Origin of the sequence: Exiguobacterium sp. s161 (genome assembly GCF_018619045.1) — a bacterium.
Lineage (GTDB): Bacteria > Bacillota > Bacilli > Exiguobacteriales > Exiguobacteriaceae > Exiguobacterium_A > Exiguobacterium_A indicum.
In genome coordinates this window covers 356505-377218 of the sequence record NZ_JACSNH010000001.1, presented here as the reverse complement: position 1 = coordinate 377218, position 20714 = coordinate 356505, and the positions used below count along the sequence as shown (strand labels likewise).

23 protein-coding genes are annotated in these 20714 nt (G+C 46.6%); 7 read left to right on the top strand and 16 right to left on the bottom strand.

The window, feature by feature from the left end; all coding sequences use genetic code 11:
• The first annotated feature begins 193 nt into the window (after nucleotides 1–193).
• The 4 genes from KNQ14_RS01725 (at nucleotide 194) to KNQ14_RS01710 (ending at nucleotide 5087) form a co-directional block, all read left to right on the top strand.
• Nucleotides 194–3016, top strand: a complete 2823-nt coding sequence (locus KNQ14_RS01725; protein WP_214859397.1) for a sensor domain-containing protein — start codon at nucleotides 194–196, stop codon at nucleotides 3014–3016.
• Between the two features lie 86 nt (nucleotides 3017–3102).
• Nucleotides 3103–3984 (top strand): YitT family protein, encoded by an 882-nt coding sequence (locus KNQ14_RS01720; protein WP_035396207.1) that lies wholly within the window; start codon nucleotides 3103–3105, stop codon nucleotides 3982–3984.
• Between the two features lie 23 nt (nucleotides 3985–4007).
• Nucleotides 4008–4904, top strand: coding sequence for an alpha/beta hydrolase (locus KNQ14_RS01715; protein WP_214859395.1), 897 nt, complete (start codon nucleotides 4008–4010; stop codon nucleotides 4902–4904).
• 15 nt (nucleotides 4905–4919) lie between these two features.
• Nucleotides 4920–5087, top strand: a complete 168-nt coding sequence (locus KNQ14_RS01710) for a hypothetical protein (protein WP_214859393.1) — start codon at nucleotides 4920–4922, stop codon at nucleotides 5085–5087.
• 60 nt (nucleotides 5088–5147) lie between these two features.
• Here KNQ14_RS01710 and KNQ14_RS01705 read toward each other — a convergent pair whose 3' ends face one another.
• From KNQ14_RS01705 to KNQ14_RS01640, 14 genes are all read right to left on the bottom strand, one after another.
• Nucleotides 5148–5972, bottom strand: a complete 825-nt coding sequence (locus tag KNQ14_RS01705) for a squalene/phytoene synthase family protein (protein ID WP_023469286.1) — start codon at nucleotides 5970–5972, stop codon at nucleotides 5148–5150.
• A 196-nt stretch (nucleotides 5973–6168) separates the two neighbouring features.
• The gene (gene csrA, locus KNQ14_RS01700; RefSeq protein ID WP_023469287.1) at nucleotides 6169–6393 is read right to left on the bottom strand and encodes a carbon storage regulator CsrA; all 225 of its coding nucleotides are present in this window, start codon (nucleotides 6391–6393) and stop codon (nucleotides 6169–6171) included.
• Complete coding sequence (gene fliW / locus KNQ14_RS01695; protein WP_041255192.1) at nucleotides 6393–6833, bottom strand: flagellar assembly protein FliW; 441 nt, start codon at nucleotides 6831–6833, stop codon at nucleotides 6393–6395. Before fliW ends, csrA begins: the two co-directional genes overlap by 1 nt.
• 4 nt (nucleotides 6834–6837) lie before the next feature.
• Complete coding sequence (locus KNQ14_RS01690) at nucleotides 6838–7416, bottom strand: DUF6470 family protein (protein ID WP_214859392.1); 579 nt, start codon at nucleotides 7414–7416, stop codon at nucleotides 6838–6840.
• 13 nt (nucleotides 7417–7429) lie between these two features.
• Nucleotides 7430–8407: a flagellar hook-associated protein FlgL gene (gene flgL, locus KNQ14_RS01685; RefSeq protein ID WP_214859391.1), complete on the bottom strand. Its 978-nt coding sequence runs from the start codon at nucleotides 8405–8407 to the stop codon at nucleotides 7430–7432.
• Between the two features lie 18 nt (nucleotides 8408–8425).
• Complete coding sequence (flgK, locus tag KNQ14_RS01680) at nucleotides 8426–9982, bottom strand: flagellar hook-associated protein FlgK (RefSeq protein ID WP_214859390.1); 1557 nt, start codon at nucleotides 9980–9982, stop codon at nucleotides 8426–8428.
• A gap of 12 nt (nucleotides 9983–9994) precedes the next feature.
• Nucleotides 9995–10402, bottom strand: coding sequence for a flagellar protein FlgN (locus tag KNQ14_RS01675; protein ID WP_023469292.1), 408 nt, complete (start codon nucleotides 10400–10402; stop codon nucleotides 9995–9997).
• Between the two features lie 121 nt (nucleotides 10403–10523).
• The gene (locus KNQ14_RS01670) at nucleotides 10524–10742 is read right to left on the bottom strand and encodes a flagellar biosynthesis anti-sigma factor FlgM (RefSeq protein ID WP_241492300.1); all 219 of its coding nucleotides are present in this window, start codon (nucleotides 10740–10742) and stop codon (nucleotides 10524–10526) included.
• A gap of 66 nt (nucleotides 10743–10808) precedes the next feature.
• The gene (locus KNQ14_RS01665; protein ID WP_145981725.1) at nucleotides 10809–11117 is read right to left on the bottom strand and encodes a hypothetical protein; all 309 of its coding nucleotides are present in this window, start codon (nucleotides 11115–11117) and stop codon (nucleotides 10809–10811) included.
• A gap of 114 nt (nucleotides 11118–11231) precedes the next feature.
• Nucleotides 11232–11780 carry a ComF family protein gene (locus KNQ14_RS01660; RefSeq protein ID WP_251138259.1) on the bottom strand — a complete coding sequence of 183 codons (549 nt, stop codon included), beginning with the start codon at nucleotides 11778–11780 and terminating at the stop codon, nucleotides 11232–11234.
• A gap of 86 nt (nucleotides 11781–11866) precedes the next feature.
• Nucleotides 11867–13102, bottom strand: coding sequence for a helicase-related protein (locus KNQ14_RS01655; RefSeq protein WP_214859389.1), 1236 nt, complete (start codon nucleotides 13100–13102; stop codon nucleotides 11867–11869).
• A 159-nt stretch (nucleotides 13103–13261) separates the two neighbouring features.
• The gene (locus KNQ14_RS01650; RefSeq protein ID WP_058713362.1) at nucleotides 13262–14104 is read right to left on the bottom strand and encodes a DegV family protein; all 843 of its coding nucleotides are present in this window, start codon (nucleotides 14102–14104) and stop codon (nucleotides 13262–13264) included.
• Between the two features lie 130 nt (nucleotides 14105–14234).
• The gene (locus tag KNQ14_RS01645) at nucleotides 14235–14930 is read right to left on the bottom strand and encodes a response regulator (protein WP_023469298.1); all 696 of its coding nucleotides are present in this window, start codon (nucleotides 14928–14930) and stop codon (nucleotides 14235–14237) included.
• The gene (locus KNQ14_RS01640; RefSeq protein WP_023469299.1) at nucleotides 14927–16099 is read right to left on the bottom strand and encodes a sensor histidine kinase; all 1173 of its coding nucleotides are present in this window, start codon (nucleotides 16097–16099) and stop codon (nucleotides 14927–14929) included. Before KNQ14_RS01640 ends, KNQ14_RS01645 begins: the two co-directional genes overlap by 4 nt.
• A 97-nt stretch (nucleotides 16100–16196) precedes the next feature.
• Between KNQ14_RS01640 and KNQ14_RS01635 the strand changes: the two genes are divergently transcribed.
• The 3 genes from KNQ14_RS01635 to KNQ14_RS01625 all read left to right on the top strand — a co-directional run bounded on the left by KNQ14_RS01635 (nucleotide 16197) and on the right by KNQ14_RS01625 (nucleotide 18328).
• Nucleotides 16197–16838 (top strand): YigZ family protein, encoded by a 642-nt coding sequence (locus KNQ14_RS01635; protein ID WP_214859388.1) that lies wholly within the window; start codon nucleotides 16197–16199, stop codon nucleotides 16836–16838.
• 67 nt (nucleotides 16839–16905) lie between these two features.
• Nucleotides 16906–17937 carry an LCP family protein gene (locus KNQ14_RS01630; protein WP_023469301.1) on the top strand — a complete coding sequence of 344 codons (1032 nt, stop codon included), beginning with the start codon at nucleotides 16906–16908 and terminating at the stop codon, nucleotides 17935–17937.
• Entirely contained in the window at nucleotides 17912–18328 is a 417-nt protein-coding gene (locus tag KNQ14_RS01625) for a GNAT family N-acetyltransferase (RefSeq protein ID WP_214859386.1), read from the top strand. Before KNQ14_RS01630 ends, KNQ14_RS01625 begins: the two co-directional genes overlap by 26 nt.
• Before the next feature lie 60 nt (nucleotides 18329–18388).
• Here the strand turns inward: KNQ14_RS01625 and chrA are convergent, their stop codons facing one another.
• On the bottom strand, nucleotides 18389–19540 hold the full coding sequence (chrA, locus tag KNQ14_RS01620; protein ID WP_214859384.1) for a chromate efflux transporter: 1152 nt from the start codon (nucleotides 19538–19540) through the stop codon (nucleotides 18389–18391).
• Between the two features lie 52 nt (nucleotides 19541–19592).
• Entirely contained in the window at nucleotides 19593–20699 is a 1107-nt protein-coding gene (locus KNQ14_RS01615) for a DUF418 domain-containing protein (RefSeq protein WP_214859382.1), read from the bottom strand.
• Nucleotides 20700–20714 lie beyond the last annotated feature (15 nt).

Below are 20714 nucleotides of genomic sequence, written 5' to 3'. Positions count from 1 at the left end.
AAACGAAGCTCATACCGTTGAGCTTCGTTTTTTGTCGTACTTGACCTCTTAATTTTGAAATAAAATTGCATCGTTTTCTAACTTTCCATTCGTTTTTTTGAAATAATAGTCTATTGTTTAAGGAATCATTGCAACGATTCTCCCCTTCATCCGATAGTAAGACTGAAGCGTTACTACGTATGGAGGTGAAGAGATGGCGTTTTTTGAGGCCATGAAAACAATCCGACGATCGGATACAGCACCGATTCATATCGGTGGGCTTGAAGTATCTCGTCTTGAACAATCAGAAGCCTTTTTCCATCATCAAACCGATGCGATTTTTGTCTTTGATGCTGCTGGTACGATCATCTATTTCAATGAACATCTCCCAGAAATCCTGGGATATTCAGAACATACCTTATATGAGCACTTTTCCGTGTTTAATCCGCCGGATCAAATGGAGGCGGTCTCGCAGTTTTTCCAGCGCGCGTTACAAGGGGAAACCGTTCACTATACGGCGAGAGGCCTGCATGCGGACCAACATCTCGTCACCTTAAAGATCACGAACATGCCGATCGAACAGGAGGGACACGTCATCGGTGTCTATGGCGTCGCACGTGATGTGACACGCGAAAAACAACTCGAAGAGGACGTCTCGGAAATTCGCTCCCAACTGGAGCTGACTGAGCAAGTGCCTGAGTTAGTCTTATTCTATTATGACTTACGGTCGCATCAAATCGAGCCTTCACCGTCACTTCTCAAGTTTCTCGGGCTAAGGGAAGATCAGTCATCAATCGAGCAACAACGGTTACTCGAACGGATTCATCCTTGGGATTTTGACCCACTCCGCTTTGAGATCGAGCGCATGGCAGCTGGAAAGCAGGACCAGTTCGAACAAGAACTGTCCTTGCTGACGTCAGACGGTTCGTATCAATTGTTGCGCTTGAAGGCAGTACGTCGCGCAGGCCATGCGCATCAGGCTTCAATCGTCTTGTATGACTTATCGGAAATCGATGCGGCTCGTCAACAATTGAAGATGGAACGCGCACAAGCCCGTGACATTTATGAGGCTGTGAACGCGGCGATCTCACAAATTGATTTGACGACCGGACGGATTTTATTTCATTCGCAAGGGTTTTTACACATCTACGAGGAGTTACCAAAAAATTTAATTTTAAATGATACGTGGTTGTTGTCGCGAATCGACCCCCGAGATCACGATGCGATGCGAAAGTTCATGCAACGCTTGTTACAAGGGCATGCCGGAACACTTCAGTATCGTCTCCGTTTTCCCGATGGACGGATTAAATGGGTCGAGGATCAACAAATTCCAATCTTTCACTCTGACGGATCAATTGCGTATTCCAACAGCATCTTGCATGACATCACGTTACAAAAAGCGTACGAAGAACAGTTACGGCAACTCGCTCTCCGAGACGTCGTGACCGGTCTTCCGAATCGCCAAGCACTGATTGAGACGATTGAATCGTGGCAAGCACGCACTGTTCCTTTTTTCGTTCTCTCGGTTTCTTTCAACCGTATTACGGAGATCAATAACGCGTTCGGTCACGGTTCCGGCGATCAGTGGCTCCAAGCGACTGCTGCCCGCTTAAACGATGTCAAACCGGACGAGGTCTTCCTCGGTCATCTCGGTGGGGATGAATATGCACTGCTCGTCTCGACCGACTATGAACAAGATGTCACGCCGTGTGCGGAAAAACTGCTTGCGATCTCGACACAACCGATTTCAATTGAACCCTACGCCTTGTTCGCTCGGGTTTCGATCGGTATCAGTCGCTATCCTCAAGACAGCACGGACGCCGTTGAGTTATTAAAGCATTCTTACACAGCACTCCGCCGCTCACGACGCGACGATCACAGTGCGTTTCATCATTATGCCTCGAATCTCGATATTGACTATTATCGTCGCTATCGTTTGGAGCAAGACTTGCATTATGCCATCGAACGTGATCAGTTATTCCTCGAGTACCAACCAAAGGTCGATAGCTGGACGGGGAAGATCGTCGGAATGGAAGCCTTGATTCGCTGGCAACATCCGGAATGGGGACGGATCCCGCCGAACGACTTCATTCCGCTTTCAGAAGAAAGTGCGCTGCATATCGACATCGGGGACTGGGTCCTCGAAGCAGCCTGTCGGCAGATGAACGCGTGGTCCAAGACCGGTGCCTCTCTCATCCCGATCTCAATCAATGTCTCACCAAAGCGGCTATTGATTCCAGGATTCGAGCATCAAATCGAACAGACCTTAACACGATATGCGCTCGATCCGGCCCTGCTTGAACTAGAGATCACAGAAGCGGCCCTCATTATGGATGATCCGATGACGAGTCGCACGCTTGAATCGGTCAGTGCCCTGGGTGTCCGGATCGCCTTAGATGATTTCGGTAAAGGTTACTCTTCGATGGTCTATTTGCAACGTTATCCGATTGACGTCATCAAGATTGACCGACAATTCGCGACGTACATTTACGATGATGCGAAAGCGCAAGCGATTGTTAAAAGTATCTTGTACATGGCAAATGAATTTAACCTACATGTCGTAGCAGAAGGCATCGAAACGATTCAGCAGCTGGATACGTTCCGAATGCTCGAATGTCCATGCATCCAAGGATATCTCTTCAGTCGACCTGTTCCGAGTGATGTGATGGAAGGATTTTTAATTCGAGAAATTCTCTATCCGATCGAGGCTTGTGCCTTATCGAGTGATACGGTTCCACGGTTTTCCGTTCCCGGAAAGATCCGGATGCTGACGCATCATACGGAGTCCTTCACGCTCGCTTTTTCTGACTTACAGGCACATCAGACAAGTACGAAGGTCTTGTATTTCTCGACTGAGACACCCCTTCCTTCACATGCCGCGACGTGTGAAATTCGATTAAACGAAGGGCTGCAACTCGTCACCTGTACTGTCACGATCATCGGTCAGCAAGACGGACAATATATGGGGGAATATACGAACGAAACGGAAGCCGAACAGATCATGCGCTTCTTCCAATCGTTACGTTACACTCCTTGACTCACTCACGAAGACGTTCACAGACGTCTTCGTGCTTTTTTGTTATAGTAATCTTAAAGTAATTTACTCTAGATGGGAGGAATGACATGCAGTCCCCACTACCGATAAAACATCATCGTCGTTCGACGAAAGGTCAACTCTTTCGACGTCTCCTCATGCTAACGATCGGTGCCATCATCTTTGCAATCGGTCTGAAAGGATTCTTAGTTCCGAATAACATCATCGATGGCGGAATCGTCGGGATCTCGATCATCGGCTCGAAAGTCACGGACACGACCCTCGCCTTTTGGTTATTCTTCCTGAATATCCCGTTTATCTTCTTCGGCTATAAACAGATCGGGAAGACGTTCGCCCTATCGACGTTATACGCGATCTTCATCATGGCGATCGCAACGAAACTCCTCGAACACATTGGTCCGTTGACGAGCGTCGACTTACTTGCGACCGTCTTCGGTGGATTGATTCTCGGAATCGGTGTTGGCATCGTCATCCGATCGAGTGGATCACTCGATGGAACGGAGATTCTTGCTGTCTCGTTTAGCCGATCGACACCGTTTTCGGTCGGTGAGATCGTCATGTTCTTCAACGTCTTCATTTTGGGTGCCGCTGGTTTTGTCTTTGGATGGGACCGGGCGATGTATTCCTTGATTACATATTTCGTCGCTTTCAAGACGATTGACGTCGTCATCGATGGACTCGATCAATCGAAAAGCGTCTGGATCATTTCCGAGAACTATGAAGAGATTGGTCTTGCGATCATGGATCGTCTCGGACGAAGCATGACATACTTAAATGGAGAAGGTGCCTTTACGGGTGATGGGAAAAAAGTGATTTTTTGTGTCATCAGTCGCTTGGAAGAATCAAAGTTGAAAGACATCGTTCGTGACTTTGATGAACAAGCCTTTATTGCGATCGGCAACATCCATGATGTCCATGGCGGTCGCTTCAAGAAAAAAGATATCCATTAACCGAACGAAAGGAAGGAACGCGGGTGTGGAAAAAACATCGTAAAAAAATCATTGCTGCCATCATCATCATCGTCACCTTAGTCGTCGTCATCATCGTTGGTATTTCCGGTTATGTCGGCTCATCCTTGACACAACCAGAGCGCGAGGCACTGACGACAAATCCGAAGAAGGCAGAAAATCTAGACTATGAGGACGTGACATTTCGGTCCTATAAAGATCGGACCCGCTTATCCGGCTGGTGGATGCCGAGTGAGGATGCAAAGTTAACAATCGTCTTTGCGCATGGATACGGGAAGAACCGGGAACAAGAAGATGTTCCAGTTTTACCGCTCTTTAAGAAATTTCATGATGCCGGCTACAATGTGTTGACGTTTGATTTCCGAGGTTCCGGTGAATCGGACGGCAAACGCGTCACGGTCGGAGCCAAGGAACAAGACGACTTGTTGACGGCTGTGCGGTACGCGAAGTCACGTTCGGCGAAGCCGGTCGTGCTCTATGGTATCTCGATGGGCGCGGCGACTTCGCTCGTCACCGCTCCGAATGCCGATGTCGTCGGCGTCATCGCCGATAGTCCATTTAGTGATTTAGAAAACTATCTCGCCACGAATCTTCCGGTTTGGAGCGGGCTGCCGAATTTCCCGTTCACACCGATCATTCTAGAAATCACACCTCCGTTGACAGGACTCAATCCCGAACGCGTCAAACCGGTCGAATCCGTCCGACGGATTGATTACCCGATCCTGTTGATCCACGGGAAAGATGACGATGCGATTCCAGTGACGGAAAGTATGAAGATTCAAAAGGCAGCGCCACGATCGGAACTTTATGTGACAGAGAACGGCGGTCATGTCCAGTCGTATGCCCACGACCGAAAAGCTTATGAAGAGAAGGTGCTCGCGTATTTAGCTGACTTGCACTGATGGGAGGAAATCGGAATGCAGCAACTCTCCGTGTTCTTGACGTTTTTCATCGCACTGACGGTCATGGGGATCGGTTTACTCATTTCGCGTCGTGCCGGGTATCGCTTTCCTTACGGACGAGCGATTCTCCTCATTTGGATTGGTTCCGCACTGATTGGATTGACGATGTATGTCTTACGATGACAGACAAAAACAGCCGCCTGCTTCCTCTATGGAAACGGGCGGCTTGTTCGTTAGTGAAGCTTATCGTTTTAATACAGCAGCACCGACGATTTTCAAAACTTCCGGACGACTCAGTTTCTCCTTCCCTCTTGCAAGAGCATCGAGCGTTCCATGCGCGAGTGCAAGTGGAATGTGACAGAATTCATAAATCGTCGTCTCCTTCGGAATGGACGCAAGGTAGGCGTCGGCTTCTGCGAGATTCTCACGCGCATAAGCAAACATCGTATCCGTCGTCCAACCAGGTGGGAAGTAACCGACACCACGCTCCGCATCCTCCTGTTGGTTACGCAGAATGTTGACGGCTTGTAAACCACGACCAAATCCAATCGCTTGTTGCTTATCCGTGACAATGCCTGCTTTCCAGTACCAAATGTCTGACAGCATCACACCGACAAGTCCAGCGACATAATACGTGTACTCATCGAGATCTGCTTCTGTTTTGACTGTCCAGTCGCGCTCTGCCCAGACCGCCATTCCTTCTGCCATCTCCGCCGTCGAATCGAGGACCTTCGGACGAATTGCGGCCGGACAATAGGCGATCCACTCCGGTAGACGGAGTGTCACTTCCGGCAGATGCGCCGTGTAAGGCGCGATCAACTCGAGATAGGCCGTAGCGGAGAATGTGCCACGCATCATCAATGCCGTCTCACGTAGTAACGTCGTCTTGATGTCCGTCGCTAGTTCTTCATGGTCTTCGATCTCATCGATGGCACGCATGCATAGATAAGCAGCACCGACCGCTTCCTGTAAATCTTGCGATAGTCGACTAATCGGGATGTAGAAGGTGCGACTCGTCGCTTTTAGTACACGGTTCGCGTCTTTTTTCAGCTGCTTCGTCTCATTCATTCCTGACAACTCCCTCTTTGATTCAAAAGGTTTCTTTTCTTCTCCATTTACTATACACGATTCAACGCGTTTGAGCATTTATTTCATGATAAGAAAGACTCCCTGCAGTCGTATAATACGTGCAGGGAGTCGATTTGTATTCTTTTTTCCAGAGAATGCCTGAATCACAAGAGGATACACTGGCATTCACTTGACCTTACTTTTCTTGTTGTTTCAAGAGTTGTCCGATCAACCCTGTACTCCGTGATGCTTCCGTATTCTCTTCTTGGATGGCTAAATAGACTTCCTTCCGATGGATGTCGACTTGTCGCGGAGCACGGATTCCGAGCTTAACTTGATCTCCTTCAATTGCAAGAATCGTTAGTTCGATATCGTCTCCGATTTGAATCGCTTCGCCGTTCTTTCGTTTTAATACGAGCATCAGCGTCCACCTACTTCTGTCAGACTTCCAATCTTTTGACGATTCGGATATGTATCTTCTAAGATGATTTGTTTCGCGAGCCGCTGTTTCGTTTCCATAACGAATGGTGCCCGTAAGTTCGTCGTCGATTCCTGGAAAGGCTCACGTAACGTCACCGTCGTGTATACAGCGACTTGCGCTGTTTCTTCGATACTCAACTGTTCTTTTGCAGAATCTGTTAACTCAAAGACATAATCTGGATCAATCCAAAACGGATTCGTGACGATGAATGCGCATTCTGGCTGATCAATGGATTGGAAGGACCAAAACGGTACCCCTTCTCCAAACGGCAACAAGACAAATTGTTTGGCATCCGGAAACCCCGGTAATTCAGAAGCGAAGGTAATGATCTCACTTGGCTCGATCGTAATCACCCCAAAAAAATCTGTTTCGATTTGCATAATATTATCCTTTCTCGTCGTATATGCCACCCACTGGCCACATATCTAGCTGATTTCGTTCCCGAAGGAAAATGTCGGTTTTCCCTTCTGTGACCTCTAATTCCGGACGATGCGTCGTGACATCGATGACCGGCTTACGAGCAGTGTAACGAACATTCACTTCAGCCGGTGTGAAATTAATTTTGACCCGGTCTAAACTCCGAGGAATGAAGCCCATCGTCGTCACTTCTGCTGGAGGCGTATCGTTCATCTTCGCAATCCGCGCGATGACCTCGCCTTTTTGCTCGATCCGCATCAATTGATCTCCTTCACTCGCGACGCGTCCCGTTCCTTCACGTACCATTTGTTGACCGAGATCCGCATACCGTCTGACGGATTCGAATGCTGGGATTCGTCCCATCTCGATCCAAGCTTGCGACGAATCGATTTCGAGACGAGCCGCTACAGTTTCAATCGCTAGCTCCCCTTGCGGTTGTTCAATCGAAAGATCAGCCGGACGTTGCGTTTGCCGCATCTCAAGTGGTGTCGTCTGCATACCGATTTTAGCAGAGGTCTGTCGCATCTCTAGATGAGGAAGATTCATCCCGGTTCACCCCTTATCGAAGAAAATCAAGTAACGATGGTTGGATGATGCGTGCTCCGGCACTGAGTGCAGCACGGTGCAACGTTTCATGTGATTTCAGTTCCATGATGACCTGTTCGGTTTCGATGTCTTCATTATCAGACATGACCGTTTTTGCGATGATTTCTTGATCTTCTAAGCGCGACGCGTTCAGTTCCAGTCGATTCACGCGTGCGCCTAAGTCAGAACGGATTTCAACCGTCTTATTCAACATCGCTGTAAGATCCTTAAGCATACCGGATAATTCTAATCCATTGTTCGTGCTGTCGTCTTCATTGCCATCTTCGCTCGTTCCACCAAGAGCATTGAACAGCTTTTTCAGCGTCATAAAGGTATCTTTACCAAACACACCGCCATCGGCTCCATCTGTCGGTGTAACGTTGACCTGAACTCTAATTCCAGACGAGATTTCATATTCGATTTTCCCATTATCCGGTCCTTCAGACGCTTTGAAAATAGAATCAATTTCTCCGATACCAATATCACTTTTCAAAAAACGCTTCAACTCGTCAATATCAATGAAAGATGTATCCGTTTTAGTACCACTAAAAATTTGTTTATCATTGTATTTCGTATTCGCTAGCGTTCCGATATGCTCAATCAACTGTCCAACTTCACTTTGAATAGCTTTTCGTTGGGTACTATCATACGTATCGTTCGCTGCTTGTGTCGTTAATTCATTGATCCGACGCATGGCAGACGTCACTTCGTCTAAGGCGGAATCCGTTAAATCCATCCAACCTGTCGCTTCATCGACATTTTTCTTGAACTGATCGACTTCCCGGACTTCTGTCCGGTACCGGATCCCCTGCATTGCAACGACCGGATCTTGTGACGGCTTTTGAATTTTTTTACCGCTGATTAGTTGTTCCTGTAACGTACTTAATTTTTGATAGCTCGAAGACAAATGACCGATATTTGTTTTCGTCAACATCGTTTGTGTGACCCGCATGTCCTCATTCCTTCCTTATCAGCGACCGACTAATCCCATACCGTTAATGATTTTATCGAGCATTTCATCGACTGTCGTGATGTTTCGTGCTGCTGCATTGTATGCATGCTGGTACTGAATCATCATTGTCATCTCTTCGTCAAGCGAGACGGCTGAGACCGACATCCGGCGTTGATCGGCATTATCCATCAAGACACTGGCATTTTTCCCGAGGTCAATCGTTTGGCTTGTCGCTACTCCCATATCACCTATCAACGACTGATAAAAAGAGCCAAGTGATGCATTTTCTAAATTTTCAATACGTTCACTTTTTACGTTAGCTAGTGCAAGTGCTCCTGCGGAATCGCCAATATTCCCGTCTTGTGATGTAGCAATGTTCGAAAGACTACTCCAAATCATGTCACCCACTGAAATATTTTTAGCACTTATTGAATCAGAAGTAGATGATACAAAAAATTGATCCGTTCCATTCTCAATCGTTTTAGTACCGTCCGCTTCAGTAATCACGGTTTTATTATCACTATGAATTTTATTGAATGTATTGGCGAAACCTAACGCCATGCTATCGAGTTTTTTTAATACATTCGCATATTCACCAGATACCTCTGACTGATCGCTATTTTGATACCCATGCATTTGAATCAACGCCCACAGTTTTCCATTTGAGAAGACCATATCACTCGCAAACTCTGTTTCTTCAGATCCTGCCTTAAACGCTGTATAGTTACCATCTTCGTTAGTTATGAATTCTAATACTTGAACATTTTCATCATCAGCTTTCATTGTAACTGCTTTAATAGACTCTTGATTAGGAATGATGATCTCAATGTCGATACGCCCTTCAGCAAGCTTTGAAGCGTTCCCCATGCTTCCACTTATAATATCAGTTGCATCAATCGGCACTTTTTTAAAATCCACATATGTCGATAATTCATCGAAGTAACGATCACGTTCATCGTATAAGTCGTTTGGCAAGACGCCAATCGGTTCAATTTCGTGAATTTGTGTATTGACGTTATAGATTTTCTGAAGGAGATCATTTACTTTTTTCGTCGAGACGTCTAGTTCATTCTTTAAGTCCCCTTGTACCTTCGTCAAAGAAGTCGCTAAGTAGTTGAATGTCTTTGACACGGTATCCGCTTGCTGCCGAACGACGCTTCGCGCTCCCGAGTCTTGCGGGTTCTTTGACAATCCTTGTAACGATGCCCAAAAACTATCGAGTGTTTTCGCGAGCCCCGTTTCAGACGGTTCGTTGATGATATCTTCCATTCGCCCGAATGCTGCTGCTTTCGTTGAATAGTACGCATACTTCGTCGATTCATCGCGATATTGTTTATCGACCATTACGTCACGTAATCGCTCGACGAGTTCTCCACGGACACCGGTTCCGAATTGAACGTTTTTTCCGCCGCCTAGGGAGACCGAAAGTTGTTCCGTTGTCGCTTGGACGAGACGCTGTCTTGAAAATCCTGCTGTTCCGGCATTTGATACGTTATTTCCTGTCGCTTGTAACGCCCATTGACTCGTCGTCAGCGCACGACGTCCCGTTTCAAGCCCCATGAATGTTGAACCCATTCGACTTCCTCCTTATGCATTTCGATTGAAGTGTGTCCGGTCAAACGTCGATTGACCATATGTAAAGTCATCCGCTTCCGGTACGAGCAATTGCAAATGCCATTCGATGTAATGTAACGATTGTTCTAATAACTCTGCGTTCAGCGCGTTCGCTTTTCGCAGTTGCCCCATCGTCGATAAGAGAGCTCGAAGCGTTTCGACATCTTCAGGGTGCGACGCGATCCACTCCGTCATCGTCACGGTTCCCATGGATTCGATGCGCTCTTGCTCTAATGTCGCGATGCGTTTTAGCAAAACGGGTTCTTCCTTGACGATTTTCGAAAGGCGACTCATGTCGTTTTGAATCAATGCCTCTTTTTTCGAAAAGGCGAGCGCTAATAATGCTTCATGCGCCTCCGTCAACTGTCGGATGATTTCCATATCGTGTTTGCTCCTTTTATCATGAGTCCGACTACTTTGCTACCTTGCTATCGTTTCATATAAAAAGCGACCCGCGCATCCGTGCCCCGAGTCGCTTCTAATGTCAGTTTCATTCACCTTATTACAAGTTCAAGAAACGTTCCGCGATTTTGTTCGCATCCGGTTTATAGGTTCCATCCTGAATGGCTTGTTTAAGGGAGGCAATTTTATCTGCCCGCGATGAAGTCGTTCCTTCGAAGCGCACGCGTGCTTCTTTTGAAATCGTCACTTCGTCTGTTCGATTCATTCGTTTTGTTTCGGTTCCTTCTACGGGTTGATTTCTTTCATACGTCTTGGGCATGTTCACCCATTTAGTCGAATCAATTCGCATGTGAACACCTGCTTTCTAGATTACGAGATTCTTGATTTAAGTTCGATACGTTCTCGGTTTCGAAGGGTCCACAGAATCTTGCATCGCTTGGGCGAGGTCACGTCGCAATTTATCACGACAGTCAGCACAAATCGTCCCTTCATGAGAGGGTTTTCCGCAACTCTCACACGTGATTTCCATTTGAGAAATCTCAGAAATCAACAAGCGCCCTTCCTTGATATAACGAAAGACGGTTTCGCGTTTGACTCCTGTTTGCATCTCGACATCATTCGGTGAAGTTCGGACTTTTCGCCGCTCTCGCAAGAATTCGCGTACCTTTTCGAAATTCAGATGATCTTGACGCATACACGTCGGACAAAGATCAGAAGATTGTTTTACAAAAATTTTCCCGCAAGATTTGCAGTTTACTACATCCATTTCCTTCACCTCATTCAGAGTATCGGCAGGAATGATGAAATATTAAATACTCCGAAATAAAGTTACTGCAGAAATTTCACTTGCGCCCGCTTCCTTGAGACGCACCATCGCTTGCCGGAGTGTTATTCCTGTTGTGTAGACATCGTCGACCAGCAAGATATTTTTCCCTGCAACTTCTTTCGTGACATGAAATGGATTCGATCGTTTAAGACGTTCTTCTCTTGATTTCCTACTCTGCGGTGTCCCTTCGTCGCGCTTTAATGCTAAGGTGACCTTCCCATTCATTCGTCTAGCGATCTCTTCTGCTTGATTGAATTTTCGTTCAGACAAGCGGTCACGGCTAAGCGGAATCGGAACGATCCATCCTCTTCTCATTTTTACCTTCTTCAACTCGTCGGTAAACATCCGAATTAGGACAGTATCTCCTAAAAATTTATAACGATGCATGAATGCCTTTGCTTCTCCATTGTAAAGATACATCGTACGGGTATGAAGTGGTAAGCCGAGATTTTGCCATCGTCGACAGTCCTGACAGAGCTCGATACCTGGTTTGCCACAGTCCACACATCCACCACTTTTTACAAATTTCATTTTACAGGGATTACAAATGTTTTGGCTAGTCCACATATTACTCAGTTCCCAGTTAGGTATAAAGTCATGCTGACAGCATAAACACTTCATGAAGTCGTCCATCGATTCGCTTTTTGAATCTGATGGATGGCATAAAATAGGGCATCCGACCGATCATTGGCGAAAAATGAAATATCCCCGTCCGGGTAAGCCGCATCTCGTCCGACACGACCACTGATTTGAATCAAGGCTTTCGTACTAAACCCTTGATCAGCATCCAGGACGGCCACTTGTACGTTAGAGATCGTCACGCCACGCTCTAAAATCGTCGTCGTGAGCAAAATACCGTTCGTCGTACGAAATGCTTGGATTTTCTCAATGCGGTCCGGATCTTCCGCATGGACGGTCGTCACATCAATACCGACTTCTTTCAATCGTGTTTGCCATGCTTCGAGCGCTGCGATTCGGGGGACGAACACGAGACGCGGTTGCTGTTCATACTGATGCAACCACTCAACGATCGACTGCATCGTAAACGGTGACTTCAATCGGGGAACCGGTAAAGGATATCCATGATAACGCCGCATTAATCGTACTGTCGGATAGCGACGATGCCACATCGATGGCGTCGCACTTAATAAAATCAACGCTGCTTTTTGCGTCATCGCCCGTTTGACGTATCGATGTAGCGTCCAGTTCATATGAAACGGAAAGGCATCGACTTCATCTAATAAGACGACATCAAAACAAGACCGGTAATGAATCAATTGATGTGTCGTGCTGACCGTGATTTCACCTAAGAGAAGACGATCCGCTGATCCACCATATAAAGATACGACGTGAGCAGTCGGAAATGCCTGTTTGATATGATGCGTCAATTCACGGACGACATCCGCACGTGGCGCCGTCACAAGAACACGCTTTCCGTTCGCCAATGCTCTTTCGATACCGGGGAAGAACATCGGTGTCTTCCCTGCTCCACAAACCGCGTGAACTAGCAACCTTCCACCACGGAGAATCGTCTGTTCAATTGTCCGCGCGACAGTCGTTTGAGCAGGTGTCAAACGAATCGGTTGATGCTGTGCTGGATGTACCGGATCGAGCGGACGGGTATCCGTAATGAGCTGATCACATGTGCGCAACTTCCCATAAGCAATGCATCGTCGACAATAATAGCAACGTTTTCCGCACGTGCAAGGGCCTTTGACCGGAAAGGCTCCACACCGCTGACACGTAAACGTCACGGCTGGAATGAGTTGATGCGTCGGCAATCGGGTTTCCATCTGTTTTGCTAAAATCCATCTCCCGCGTATATCCATTGCTTCACTTCCTTCGTTTCCCATTTGCTTCATCTTGACGGACGGATAGGAAGATCGACAACGTATGCTGTATAAGAGATGTATGGATGGAATACGCGGTTTCTCAAAAAATAGTTTTGCTATCTCATATATCTGGACAAGAAAAAACACATTGACGATAGAGTCCGTCAATGTGTTTTCATCTTATTTTTTGTACCATGTGATACCGATCGCGCCCGGTCCGAGGTGTGTACCGATGACTGGACCAAATACACTCATCTCGATTTGCGCATTTGGAAACTTCGTCTGTAAGGACGCAATTTCCTGTTCTGCTTTCGTAGAATCTTCTGCATGAATGACACCGATCGTATACCCGGTTCCGTCTCCTTCGATATCTTCTTGCATCATCTCTTCGATTCGGTTGACGGCCCGCTTGAACGTCCGAATTTTTTCGAACGGAACGATTTTTCCATCCACGAAATGGAGAACGGGTTTAATCTTTAAGAACGAACCGACGAATGCTTGCGCGACACTGAGACGACCTCCGCGTTGAAGGTGTTCGAGATCATCCACGACAAAGTACGCACGAATGCGTTCTTTCAGTTCCTCTAAATGATGGACGATCGTTTCCGCCGTGGCTCCTGCATCTCGCAAACGAACCGCTTCTTGGACGAGAAACGCTTGCGGCATACAGGAAATACGTGAGTCGATAGGATGGACGTTCACATGATCAATCATCATATTGATCGTGTGCAACGCTTGATATGTCCCACTGATCCCGCTTGAAAGGGTGATGCCAATGATATCCGTTCCTTCTGGCAGCTGTTCAAACGTCGCAACGAGATCTCCAATATTCGGCTGTGAAGTCGTCGGAAGGCTACCCGTCCGAATCCGTTCATAAAAATCAGCAACCGAGATATCAAATCCTTCCCGATAAGCCTCCCCTTCAAAGATGACGCTAAGCGGTGCGACGTGCACTTGATGTTCTTCACAATACGTTGTTGGCAGATAGGCAGTGCTATCCGTTACGATCACAATCTGACTCATCCGTGATTTCCTCGCTTTTATAGTTCCGTCGTGACGTATACTTTCATACGTCACAATCGTTTATAAGTGTAGCACTTCTGAGTGGATAAAAAAAGGAAGATGGGAGTCCTGCTCCCGTCTTCCTATCCGTTCATACGACGACGACCCATCCTCGGCGAATCGCTTCGACGACCGCACCGGTGCGGTCTGGAACGTTCATTTTCCGAAGAATCGAAGATACGTGGTTTTTAACTGTCTTTTCACTGATATATAATGTATCGCTAATCGCACGGTTCGAGAATCCATCTGCCAGTAGCTGCAAAACTTCACATTCACGCCGTGTCAATACGTGTAGTGGTGCCTCAGCCACCTGACGTTCAACGGGTTGTGACGCCATCGTTTGTTTCATCTTCATGAGACGTCTGTATTCCTGAAGTAGATTTGGTGTCACTTTCGGGTGTACATATCCACCTTCACGATAGACGGAACGAATCGCGTTGACGAGTTCATCCGTCGCCATCTCCTTCAATAAATATCCGACGGCTCCCGCTCCTAAGGCGTGCATGACATATGTCTCATCATCATGGATCGATAAGATGATGACCCGAACTTCCGGGTGTACTTCCATTAAACGTTTCGTTGCATCGACACCGTTGACTTGTGGCATATTGATATCCATCAATACGATGTCTGGTTGGTGTGCTTCGACGAGAGGAATGACATCTACGCCGCTCTCTCCTTCCGCTACGACTACGAACTCTTCCTCGAAGTCAAGAATTCGTTTTACTCCCTCACGGAATAACTGATGATCGTCAATGATGACTACTTTCACTTGCTCGTTGTTCACAGTGTTTCCCCTCTCGCTTCGGATTCCTCGATCGGAATCTTTACCTTGATGACCGTCCCGCCCCCAGGGTACGTTTCGACCTCGAATTCTCCATCGATCAATTCAATGCGTTCACGCATCCCGATCAATCCAAACGACTCGTCATGTGAGTCGACGATCGAGTCGAAGTCGAATCCGACTCCGTTATCCTTTACGTGAATGCGAATGGAATGTTGATATTGTTCTATGATAATACGAATGTCCTTTGCATTGGAATGCTTCACGGCATTTTGGACAGCTTCTTGAACGATCCGGAAGACCGCGACCTCATAGGTGGAGTCGATCCGTTCGCCACCACCTAGGTATTTAAATTGAATCTCAATATTCGAAATTTCTTGCATATGTCGTAAATACCGCTCAAGCGTCGGGACGAAACCAAGATCGTCCAACGTCATTGGACGGAGATCATAAATAATGCGACGAATGTCCGCTAATCCGTCTCGAATCAAGACACGAAGACGATGAATTTCCTCAAAAGCAGCTTCTGCTCCATTGTGTTGATGAATTTTTTCAATCAGATCCGCCCGAATTAATACGTGCGCCAATGTCTGCGCTGGACCATCATGCATTTCGCGAGATAACCGCCGTCGTTCGTTTTCAGCAGATTGAAAAACTTTTAAGCCCATTTCCTGTTTTTGCATCGCTTTTTCGTACTTCTCATTCATGACTTGCATATCGTCCGTCAAAAAATTCAAGACAACGGATACACGTCCAATCAGCATATCCGCTCGTTCGATTGTTTCGTCTAACTGAATGAGACGACGTTCCAACTCATCACGCCGCTTCCGGCAATTCATCTCATCCCGTTGATTGATAAACGACTCCAGTTGTAGTGAGTTCGCTGTTTCATAGGCTTTCCGAACATCTTGCTCCGAATAGTTTTCGAAATTTTTGCTGACGATGACTAGTCGTGTCTTGGCATCCTTAATATGACGTTCTAGTCGCTCTGCTTCTTTTATATAATCATGGACACGAACTTTCAAGTCGCGCAATTCTTGCTGGATTTCAGCATATTGCTCTCTCGAATCCTCCGTGATCCGAACGATTTCTTCGCGACTTTCCTCTACGACACCAATGATGTTTTGTACGATATCATTCAACGACAGTCGCTCCTTCATTTCATGCGTCATCGTGACTCCCTCCGGTCCTTACCACTCAAATGGTTGTCTCTCTCTCTGAACGTCGTTATGCTAGAAAGAACTAGTCAACGAGGAGGACATTAATAGTATGACATTATCTCATTATTATACAGTAAAAGAAAGCGGTTTCCACGAAATCATTATTCAAAAGTCTCGATTCATTACATATATTTCTCGCATTTCTTCCGAAACAGAGGCACAAGACTTCATTGCGCAGATTAAAAAGAAGCATCATGATGCAAATCATAACTGTTCTGCGTATGTCATCGGGGAACAAAATCAAATCCAAAAAGCGAGTGATGATGGTGAACCTAGCGGAACAGCAGGCGTCCCGATGCTTGAAGTACTGAAAAAAAGAGATTTACGCGATACCGTTGTTGTGGTCACACGTTATTTTGGCGGCATTAAGCTTGGTGGCGGTGGATTAATTCGTGCCTATGGCTCAAGCGTCTCGGAAGCATTGAATGCAATCGGCGTTGTTGAACGGATTCAGCATCAAGTGGTAGAAGTGCACATTGACTATACGTGGCTTGGAAAAATTGAGAATGAACTTCGATCAAGCATTCATCCGATTGATCAGATTCATTATTTGGATCAAGTTCAAGTCGATGTCTTAGTCAAAACGGCAGATGTTCCTACCTTTATTGAATGGATGACAGATCTGACGAATGCGCAAGCCCACTTCCAAGAAGGTGCTTTTCGCTACCTCGAACGTGACATTCTTTCCTGACCTGCTATACTGATTGTAAAGATTCCGAAAGTTTTTTAATAATTCTGTTAAGTAAGGAGTACTTGAAATGGATGAACCGATACGATCACGGTCAAAGAAAAAAAAGAAGCGTTCTTGGTTCAAGCGTCTTGTTTTTTTATTTTTGATCATTTTAGTAACTGGCGGTGCAGCATTCGCTTACGTCGCCAACAAGACTCTTCAAACGGCTAATGAGACAAAAGTCGACTTAGCACGTGGAGACAAGTCAGAAAAACGTGAAGCGGCAGTCGACTTGACGAAGGACCATTTCTCCGTCTTGCTTGTCGGAACGGATGAACGTCCCGGAGACACTTCTTCTCGCGCTGATACGATGATCATCGCCACATTCAATAAAACAGATCAAACCGTAGACATGGTCAGCATCCCTCGAGATTCTCTCGTACAAATCCCTTCTGTCGGATATGAAGATAAAATCAACCATTCGTATGCTTATGGAGGAATTGATTCAACGATTGAGACAGTCGAAACGTTGTTTGATATTCCTGTAGACTATTACGCCTCCATCAACTTTAATGGTGTCGTTGCTATCGTCGATGCGCTTGGCGGTATTGATGTCGACGTCAAACTACCGATCGACACACTCGACTCTTCCGATAAACGAAACAGTATCAAACTCGAACCTGGTCAGCAGACACTCAATGGGGAAGAAGCGTTGGCCTACGCCAGAATGCGTTATGAAGACCCTGAGGGTGATATCGGACGTACAAAACGCCAGCAACAAATCGTACAAGCGATTATCGAACAGTCGACTTCCTTCGGTTCGATCACGAAACTCAATGACTTGATGGATGCTACAGGCGATAACTTCAAAACGAATATGTCACTAACGGAAGCCTTCCAGCTACAACCGTTCGTCAAATCACTCGGATCCATTAATCGTATTGATTTAACGGGATCAGATACGAAAATCAATGGCGTCTATTACTATCAAATCGATCCACTTTCACTTGCCGAAGCTAAAACAACATTAAAAGAACAGCTCAATTTACCTGCTGATGACGCTACTGACATGACGACATCAGAAGAGGCGACGGATGATACGACGACTACGATCAACTGATCATGCAGCTTTGCTAGAACTTCAACGTCTTGCTTATCGAATCGAAGCGCGTCTACTGGAAACAGTAGACTTTCCACCTTTATCGGAAACGATCGATGACATCGAAGCGGAGCAACCGAACGGGTTCGTTTATCTCTTGTATGATAGCGTAGTCGGTGCGATCACATATGTTGATGGAACGATCACGCGCCTCGTTGTGAATCCGGAATATTTTCGCCAAGGCATCGCCCAATCCTTACTGCACCACCTGCTTCAGCATGATCACGTGAAGCATGTCATGACAGGTGCGCGTAATCTTCCTGCCCTTACGCTCTACGCTCGTTTTGGCTTTACGGAAGTCCAACGTGAGTGGCGCCACGATATCGAACTTGTCTTTTTGACTCGAATTTAAAGCTTCATTAAGCGAAAACAAAGAAGCAGCAGACGCATGTCTGCTGCTTCTTTGTGCGGTTTAAAAGAATAGGAATCCGAGAACGGCTCCAATCAACACGATTCGTAACGGCGACTGTTTATAAAAACGAAGTAAACAGAACAAACCGAAGGCAATCAAGAAATCAAGACCACTCTTGATGCTTGACGTAAAGATTGGATCATAAAGAGCGGCAAGCAAAATACCAACGACGGCAGCATTGACGCCAATCAAGATCCGACCGACCGATTGATTCTTCCGAATACGATCCCAGTTCGGTAAAACACCGATGACGAGTAGGAATCCTGGTAGGAAGATCGCGAGCGTCGCAAGAATTCCTCCAGAAACACCAGAAACGATCGTACCGAGATACGTCGCGAACGTAAAGAGTGGTCCTGGTACCGCTTGTGCAGCGGCGTAACCAGCAAGGAACGTATCCGTGTTCATCAATCCAGGTACGAGTGTCTGCTCAAGGAATGGCAAGACGACATGTCCGCCACCAAAGACGAGGGCACCGGCACTGTACATGATACTCGTCAGTTGGACGGTTCCCGTCGCAGATTGCGCGAGAAACGGTGTGACGGCAAGTAAGACGAAGAATAAGACGAGTGCCGTGATGCTAAGTAGGCGTGGTACGCGAATCGACAAGGACCCACCCGTCTCCGTCTCTTCTTTAAACCAAAAGAACGCAAGAAGACCTGCGAGCAACAAGACACCGACTTGTGCCAGTGGATGTGCGATCAAGAGTACGCCTGCTAGCGCCAGTAGCATCAACGTCATTCGTTTGACGCCTGTCGCAAGTTTCATTCCCATGCCCAGGACGGCGTCAGCAACGATTGCAACCGCAACGAGTTTCAAGCCATGAATGAATCCGGCTTCTGCGACATCGAACTGTGTCGCAAGAATCGCGAACAGAATCAAGGCGATACTCGACGGTAACGTAAAGCCGACGAAGGAAATGATCGCCCCTGCTACGCCTCCACGGATCAAACCGATTCCCATTCCGACCTGACTCGAAGCGGGACCCGGGAGGAATTGACAGAGCGCAACTAAGTCAGCATATGCTTTCTCATCAATCCATTTTTTCCGTTTGACATATTCTTCATAAAAATACCCGAGATGGGCGACCGGACCTCCGAACGACGTCAGTCCGAGCTTGAACGATACAAGAAAGATTTCAATTAAACGATGCATGTTTCACCTCCATCCTTCATTCTACATAAAAGATGTTAAGTTCTTGTGAACTTCAACGGTTTTTCTTTCCATAAGTCCCTTTTCGCCACAATTTCTCCATGGGACCTTGTGGATGAGACTGGAGATATCTGTTTGAAGCAACACCTTGTGCGATCAAAAGCAGGAAAACGAGTAACAGTCCTTGCCATAACGGTGTCGTTCCATGTTGTCCACTGAAGAAGACGAACACGGTAAAGACGACTGTATGCATCAAATAATTCGTCAATGCCATCCGTCCCAGTCCAGCAAACCATTGCATGCGTCCAGCACGAACGAGTAGCGCAACGGCACAAGCATAGGTGATCGCAAGCGTGCGTCCTGAGAGCCAGACGTAAAATAGATTGATGGATCCGTCTGGTACGTCAGCATGCGCCTGTATGATTCCTGCAAATGATGGAAGTGTCAGGAGTAAACTAATTCCAAGCGTCCACCACAGGAAACGATTCGTCGGTGGCGCTGCGCTGAAGCGTTCCATCAAATAGGCTCCAATCAAGAACAGGGATAAAATTTCTGGCCAAATGACACCAGAATTCATGAGGGCTTCCGGTAATTGAACTGTCGCGTGATGTGATAAAAATCCGAGGAGATCGCGCGATGCGACGAACGACTGAAGTGTCTTATCTAGCTCGACGACGGGAGTGTCGCCCAATTGACGAGCCCCAAAGAAAATAAGTAGGTAGAGCAAAAGGGCATAGATTTGAAATGCTGTCGCAAACAAAAGCTTCGTGATCGGCTTTGTTTTTATAAATAACAATAAGATAAAACCGGTCAACGCATACGTATGTAAAATATCTCCCTGCCAAATACATAAGTGTAGTAGTCCAATGACGAGAAGAATCCCGAGACGTCGTGCAAAAATTGTCTTCGGTAATCCTTTTTGCTGCAAACGCTGGATGAACAGATAAAAACCTGCTCCAAACAAGACACTAAACAGCGTATAGAATTTTGTCTGGATGAAGAGGTCAAACACCAAACGAATCGCTTGATCGACGTCTCCCATCATCGCATTCGGTCGATCGCCAAGAAAACTTGGCATGTTGACAAATAGAATGCCACATAAAGCAAATCCCCTCAAAATATCCAAGTACTGAATGCGTTCATTTTTATTTATTTCTTGCATTTTCTCATCTCCCTT